This window comes from Paenibacillus sp. 598K (assembly GCF_003851045.1).
GTDB lineage: Bacteria > Bacillota > Bacilli > Paenibacillales > Paenibacillaceae > Paenibacillus_D.
This window is the reverse complement of sequence record NZ_BFBX01000181.1, coordinates 33,866-40,652: the sequence shown is the minus strand read 5'-3', so window position 1 is coordinate 40,652 and position 6,787 is coordinate 33,866. Positions and strand designations below refer to the sequence as shown.

Here is a 6,787-nt window from a genome sequence, read left to right as displayed (position 1 = left end):
CCCTGGAGCCAATGCGGCGCTCTCGGCGTTGATCGTCTCCGCGCTGCCGACCGAGCGCTTCCTATTCGCCGGATTCCCGCCGCGCGAGAAGAAGCGGCTGCAGCCATGGCTCGATGAGCTGGCCGGGCAGGAAGGGACGCTGATCTTGTACGAGTCGCCGCATCGCCTCGAGAAGACGCTGCAGGCGGTGAGCGAGGCATGGGGCGATCGACCGATGGCGATGGTAAGGGAGCTGACGAAGCGATACGAGGAGGTCGCGCGCGGCACCGTCGAGCAATGCCGGAGCTGGCTGGACGACCATCCGCCGCAAGGCGAATACGTACTCGTCATTGGCGGAGCCGAGCATCGGTCCGCTGCGGCAGACGGCGCGCCAAGGGCTGACGAGGTGGTTTGGTGGTCTACGCTTGAGCTGGCGGATCATGTCCGCCACTACCAGGAGCTGACTGGAGATCACAAGGAGGCGATGCGCCGCGCCGCTCAGGACCGGGGACTGTCTAGACGCGAGGTATACAACACTCTAATGAAGAAACACGATTCATAGCAGAGCGAATGCAGGACGAATAAAAAAAAGACCTCCCCAGTCGGTTCGCCTGGGGAGGCATCAAGGAGTATGAAAAAGGTTAGAATTACCAAGTTGTATAGGATTCCATTATAACCGATCTTGCTTATTTTGTCACAGGTTCCGGCAATTCCGAAATGCATTCGTTACAAACAATTTTGCCTTTGAAGTACGTCACGTTTTCTGCGTTGCCGCAGAAGATGCAAGCCGGCTCATATTTTTTCAGCATGATGCGCTCGCCGTCTACATAAATTTCGAGTGCGTCCTTCTCGCCGATGCCCAATGTGCGACGGAGCTCGATTGGAATAACGACACGACCAAGCTCATCAACCTTGCGAACAATACCTGTGGATTTCATCATAATCTATTGTTGCCCCTCTCGCAATTTAAATTCGTCACCATTCGACAAAATACTACGTTTTCTGTATTCTATAGTACCAACCTTTACCAGAATAGTCAACCTAAATTTTTGGGCTTAAAATGTGACTTCGAAGGACTGGTAAGGGGAGTGGCTTCCTCATTAGGATACTACAAGGTTACTGGACATGGAAATGAAAGATCGACACCGTTCGACAAAATATCGACGATCTGTGTCGAATTAATGAACGAACGTCGACAAAATTAATCATGAGGTGAGAGCGATGTCTCGGATCATGGCCGAAGAGAAAGTGTTTAAGGATCCTGTCCACAAATACATTTACGTTCAGGATCAACTAATCTGGGATCTCATTAATACCAAAGAATTCCAACGACTTCGCCGCATCCGTCAGCTCGGCACGTCGTACTTGACCTTTCACGGCGCCGAGCATAGTCGTTTTTCCCATTCCCTGGGCGTTTATGAAATTACAAGAAAAATTATATCGCAGTTTGAGCGTAGTCATTATCCGGATTGGCCCAAGGAGGAAAAGCTGTTGTCGCTCTGTGCCGCCCTGCTGCATGATCTCGGTCACGGCCCCTTCTCCCACTCCATCGAACAGGTCTTTGACACGGATCACGAAGCGTGGACATGCCGATTTCTGCTGGAGGATACAGAGGTGAACCGGGTGTTGCGCACGATCTCGGACGACTTCCCCGAACAGGTAGCTTCCGTCATCTGCAAAACCTATGCCAAGCCGATCGTCGTCAGCCTCGTATCGAGTCAGATGGATGCGGATCGGATGGATTATCTGCTGCGGGATGCGTATTTTACCGGCGTCAACTATGGCACCTTCGACCTGGATCGAATCCTGCGTGTCCTCCGTCCGTATCGCGGGCGGATCGTCATCAAGGAAAGCGGCATGCATGCCGTCGAGGACTATCTGATGTCCCGTTACCAGATGTATTGGCAGGTTTACTTCCATCCTGTGACCCGAAGCTCGGAGATTATCCTTAGACAAATTTTTCGCAGAGCGAAGGAGCTTTATGTGGGTCGCTACCCGTTCCGGATGATGATGCGGCCATTTGAAAGCCTACTGCGCGGGACATTGGATATCGATGATTACTTCCGTCTTGATGAGGCAATGGTTCAGACCATCTTCATGGAATGGGCCTCCGAGGAGGATGAGATTTTGTCCGATCTGTGCCATCGATTCCTTCATCGTCGTCTATACAAATATATAACCGTGACCCAACCAGATGAAGCTCGCTGGGCGGCGATTCGGGACGAGCTGCGGCTAGCCGGCTTGCATCCGGATTACCATCTGGAGATCGATTTCCCGTACGATTTGTCTTATGATGTCTATCGGCCGGGCACAGGCGAAGGCGAGGAGAAACCGCCGATCCTGATGCTTGATCCACATGACCAACTAGCGGAAATCTCAGGCAAATCCGACATTGTCACCTCCATCACCGGCCTTCATAAAGGCAAGTATCATCTGTATTTTCCAGAGGAATTGCTGCGCGAAAAAGCGCGGATGTTATCGAATGAAACGAAGGCGTTGTTCGGCATTCATTAAAAATCTGTAATAATAGAAGAAAGGGGTAAAAAAAACATCATGATCATTGACACGCATACCCATCTGGACGCGCATGCATTCGCGGAGGACCGGGAGGAGACGATCCGGCGCGCGCGCGAGGCCGGCGTCGACCGGATGATCAATATTGGCTTCAATCGCGAGACGATCCCGACGACGATGGCGCTTGCAGAGACGTACGATTTCATCTATGCTGCCGTTGGCTGGCATCCTGTGGACAGCATCCATATGAAGCCCGAGGACCTGGATTGGATCGCCTCGCTGTGCAGCCATGAGAAGGTGGTGGCGATTGGCGAGATCGGTCTCGACTATCATTGGGATACCTCGCCCAAGGATGTCCAGCAACGCGTCCTCCGTGAACAGCTCCGGCTCGCTCGCGAAGTTGGCAAACCTGTCGTTATCCATAATAGGGACGCGCATGAGGACATCGTCAAGATCTTGCGGGAGGAGCATGCAAAAGATGTCGGCGGCGTCATGCATTGCTTTTCCGGCAGCTGGGAGACGGCGCGTCAATGTTTGGATATGGGATTCTATATTTCACTCGGGGGACCGGTTACTTTCAAAAATGCAAGGGTTCCCAAAGAGGTGTTGAAGGAGGTGCCGCTCGACCGTCTTTTGATCGAAACGGACTGTCCATATTTGGCTCCTCACCCCTATCGAGGGAAGCGAAATGAACCGGCTTATGTGAGGTTGGTCGCGGAGGCCGCAGCGGTAATGAAAGGAAAATCTTTGGAAGAAATTGCAAGAATTACGACGGAGAACGCACAGAGATGTTTTGGAATTCAATGAAAAACGCCAAAACAGCTAGGATTTCGAATGAATCGCATGAAAAAACTCTCTTTGGAGCGATAAATCCCGGGAATAGACCCCCTTTTTCCTAAAAATTCGTTAAAATCGTCTTTTGAGCGATCTTTACAATGAGGGTACAAAGAAGGTATGATTCTTCTCAGAGCTTGAGTAATGTATCCAATTTCCAGTTTCGCTTAATCTTCGATTTGAAGAACGGGGGAACCAAAATCGCCAGTCTGCTCTCCCACTTGCAGCTGTCCGATTTTCTTCCTTGGGGTGAATTCGCGAAGAAGCCATCGATCGCAAACGGCTCGCTTCCGATAGGGCGACTCTCATGTCCGAACCCGTCAGCTAACCTCGTCAGCGTCCATAGAGAGATCACTCGTGAGTACCCCGATTCGGCATGAATATTTTTTCGCCGGAAGCCACGAAACAGATCCTCTGTCGAAAGGCTTCCTTTTCGTTTCTTGGAGTTGCAACTCGCCTAAGAGTTAGAAACATCTAAGATTTGAATATTGCGTAAAGCCCCGACATAGGGTGTTACATGGAGGTGGGGGTACACGAGGGCACTGGAAGTGCGTGCTTGCACGCTATTCTAAGATAGTCACGCCAAGTATCATGCGCTTTTCTCAGGCGGCGGCTATGAAGGAGGACCGAGGAAGTGGGCATGTTCCAAATCAAGGATACCCATGGTAAACGATCATCCAGCATGTCTTTCGCGTTGCGATGGAAGCATGAAAATTTGCGTTTGATCCTTCTGAGTGCGATCATTTCAATCGCTATGACTTTCATGTTGTTGGTGTTGCTGTACGGTACTGCCGAGAAGAAGGTATCGGTAGTCATCAATGGGCAGGAGCAGATCGTATCCACGAAGCAGTGGACATTGGAGCGGTTGCTGGCTGAGCGGTCGATCGAGATCGGCCCTTACGACAAGGTGTCGCTCGCGCAGGGCGCATCGATCAAGGACGGAGACCGGGTCGTCATCGACCATGCGAAGGCGGTCACCGTCAAGGCAGACGGCAAGACCAATACGTACTACACGACAGACAAAACCGTGCAGGACGCGATGGAGACATTTAACATCCCCGTCCGCGAACAAGATAGAGTGACGCCGTCATTAACGTCAGAGATCAACTCGGATGTGACGATCTCCGTCGTCCGCGTCGATACAGAGGTCGAGACGACGCAGCACAAGATGCCGTACAAGGTCGTCAAGAAAGAAGACCCGCAGCTTGCGGAAGGCAAGCAGAAGGTCATCCAGACCGGTCAGGAAGGACTGCTCGTCAAGCAGTTCAAAAAAATATATGAGGACGGCCAGCTTGTCTCTGAAGAGCTGGTGCTGAAGTCGATGGAGGCTTCGGCAGTCGAACAGGTCGTTGCGGTAGGCACGAAAAAGCCGGAGCCCAAAGTTAGTGTGCTCTCTTCGTCCACTGCGAAGGCCGAAACGTCGGTCAGCATGAAGGATTACAATTTCAAGGCCAAAAAGACGCTTAAAAACGTCACGCTAACCGCGTATACGGCCGGGGTCGAGTCGACCGGAAAAAGCGAAAAGCATCCGCTCTACGGCATCACCGCTTCGGGCGCCAAGGTTCAAGAAGGACGTACGATCGCAGTCGATCCGAAAGTCATCCCGATTGGCTGGTGGGTGTATATCGAGGGGATCGGTCTCCGCCGTGCGGAAGACACCGGCGGCGCCATCAAAGGCAACAAAATCGATGTGTTTTATGAGAGTGAATCCTACGCCAAAAAGTTCGGTCGTAAAAAGGGCTACACGGTTCATGTCATTGGCCCCAACAAGCCCAAGGCGAGCTAAAGCCGGGGTATCGGTCGGATCTGAGAAGCCGCGCATCATGCAGATGCTTTAATCATATCGCTTTTTAGTTGCAATTATGCCATTATGAGAAGAGGCAATCGCCTCTTCTTTTTGATGTTTGAAGGTCGGGGCGAAAATGACGGGGCGAATGAAGCTCCGAGCGAAAGGGACAAGCTATGATCAAAGAAATTATCGTCGTCGAAGGCAAGGACGATACGGTCGCCATCAAGCGCGCCGTCGAGGCGGAGACGATCGAGACGGGCGGCTCGGCAATCGGCGAGGCGGTGCTGAAGCGGGTCGAGCTGGCTCAGGCGCGTCGCGGGGTTATCATCTTCACCGATCCGGATCACGCTGGCGAGCGTATCCGCAAAATCGTCGCCAGTCGTGTACCGGGCTGCAAGCATGCCTTCCTGCCGCAGGAGGAGGCGCTCTACAAGGGCGATATCGGCGTCGAGAATGCAAAACCCGAGGCGATCCGTCGCGCGCTCAGCCAGGTGCGTACAGAGGTGATGGACGATAGCGAGCCGGAGCTTGCGTGGGAGGATATGATCCATGCCGGTCTGATCGTCCACCCGGAGGCGGCCTCGCGTAGGCTGGCGATGGGCAACCTGTTGGGCATCGGCTATGCGAACGGCAAGCAATTCTACAAGCGCTGCAGCATGTTCAGAATCTCCAGAGCGGAGTTCGCCTCAGCGCTCTCGCAGTTGGAGCGTATGTTGCCCGAGCGTGGAGAGGAGTAAAGATGATGGACAAGCCGCAGCATCGCGTTGCGCCCGGCATCGGTACGCCGAAGCGGACGCAGGAGATTATCAAACGGTATGGCTTCACCTTCAAAAAAAGCCTCGGTCAGAACTTCCTGATCGACCCCAATATATTGCGTAATATCGTGGAGAGCGCCGAGCTCGACGAGACAAAGGGCGCGCTTGAGATCGGCCCGGGGATCGGGGCGCTCACGCAGCAGCTCGCCGAGACTGCGGGAAAGGTAACGGCGATTGAGATCGACAACCGGCTCATCCCGATCCTGCGGGAGATCCTCGCGGATACGCCGCAGGTCGAGGTCATCCATGGCGATGTGCTGGAGATGGATCTGCCGGCGCTTATAGCCCGTCAGTTCGCTGGCTGCAGCGGCGTCAGCGTCGTCGCCAATCTGCCGTACTATGTGACGACGCCGATCCTCATGAAGCTGCTCGAGGAGCGACTGCCGCTTCAGCACATCGTCGTCATGATCCAGAAGGAGGTCGCCGAGCGTATGGCGTCCGCACCGGGCAGCAAGGCCTACGGCAGCCTCAGCGTGGCTGTGCAGTACTACTGCGAGCCGAAGCTGGTCTGTACGGTGCCCCATACCGTCTTCATCCCGCAGCCCAATGTGGACTCGGCTGTCATCAAGCTGACGCTGCGGAGCGAACCGCCGGTGGCCGTTAGCGACGAGCCCTTCTTCTTCCGTGTCGTCCAGGCCTCTTTTGCGCAGCGGCGCAAGACGCTGGCCAACAATCTGACGGCCTTCGTCGGCAAGGAGCACCGCGAGGCGCTGGTGGGCCTGCTGGAGGGGCTAGGGATCGATCCCGGCCGTCGCGGCGAGACGCTTCGTCTGGACGAATTTGCGGCCGTCAGCGAGGCGCTCCTGAAGGAGAACTGGATACACTAGGGCCGTACCAGTTGGTACGGCTTTTTGCC

At 54.0% G+C, this 6,787-nt stretch carries 7 protein-coding genes and 1 riboswitch; of the genes, 6 read left to right on the top strand and 1 reads right to left on the bottom strand.

The window, feature by feature from the left end; translation table 11 throughout:
• The coding region (locus PA598K_RS38495) for an SAM-dependent methyltransferase (RefSeq protein ID WP_260405751.1) at window positions 1-541 on the top strand (541 nt) is incomplete at its 5' end.
• Between the two features lie 124 nt (window positions 542-665).
• Here PA598K_RS38495 and PA598K_RS34045 read toward each other — a convergent pair.
• Entirely contained in the window at window positions 666-920 is a 255-nt protein-coding gene (locus PA598K_RS34045; RefSeq protein WP_020620812.1) for an AbrB/MazE/SpoVT family DNA-binding domain-containing protein, read from the bottom strand.
• A 280-nt stretch (window positions 921-1,200) separates the two neighbouring features.
• On the opposite strand from PA598K_RS34045, the gene PA598K_RS34040 reads away from it, so the two are divergent.
• The 5 genes from PA598K_RS34040 to rsmA all read left to right on the top strand — a co-directional run bounded on the left by PA598K_RS34040 (window position 1,201) and on the right by rsmA (window position 6,758).
• A complete protein-coding gene (locus tag PA598K_RS34040) occupies window positions 1,201-2,493 on the top strand; it encodes an HD domain-containing protein (RefSeq protein WP_128661174.1) in 1,293 nt (430 codons plus the stop codon).
• A 39-nt stretch (window positions 2,494-2,532) separates the two neighbouring features.
• Window positions 2,533-3,300, top strand: a complete 768-nt coding sequence (locus tag PA598K_RS34035; RefSeq protein ID WP_128661173.1) for a TatD family hydrolase — start codon at window positions 2,533-2,535, stop codon at window positions 3,298-3,300.
• Window positions 3,301-3,481: 181 nt separating this feature from the next.
• Window positions 3,482-3,682, top strand: a riboswitch (cyclic di-AMP (ydaO/yuaA leader).
• Between the two features lie 279 nt (window positions 3,683-3,961).
• Window positions 3,962-5,113: a 3D domain-containing protein gene (locus PA598K_RS34030; protein WP_128661172.1), complete on the top strand. Its 1,152-nt coding sequence runs from the start codon at window positions 3,962-3,964 to the stop codon at window positions 5,111-5,113.
• A gap of 176 nt (window positions 5,114-5,289) precedes the next feature.
• Window positions 5,290-5,853, top strand: a complete 564-nt coding sequence (gene rnmV / locus PA598K_RS34025) for a ribonuclease M5 (protein WP_128661171.1) — start codon at window positions 5,290-5,292, stop codon at window positions 5,851-5,853.
• A 5-nt stretch (window positions 5,854-5,858) separates the two neighbouring features.
• Window positions 5,859-6,758, top strand: coding sequence for a 16S rRNA (adenine(1518)-N(6)/adenine(1519)-N(6))-dimethyltransferase RsmA (rsmA, locus tag PA598K_RS34020; RefSeq protein ID WP_128661183.1), 900 nt, complete (start codon window positions 5,859-5,861; stop codon window positions 6,756-6,758).
• Window positions 6,759-6,787: the final 29 nt, after the last annotated feature.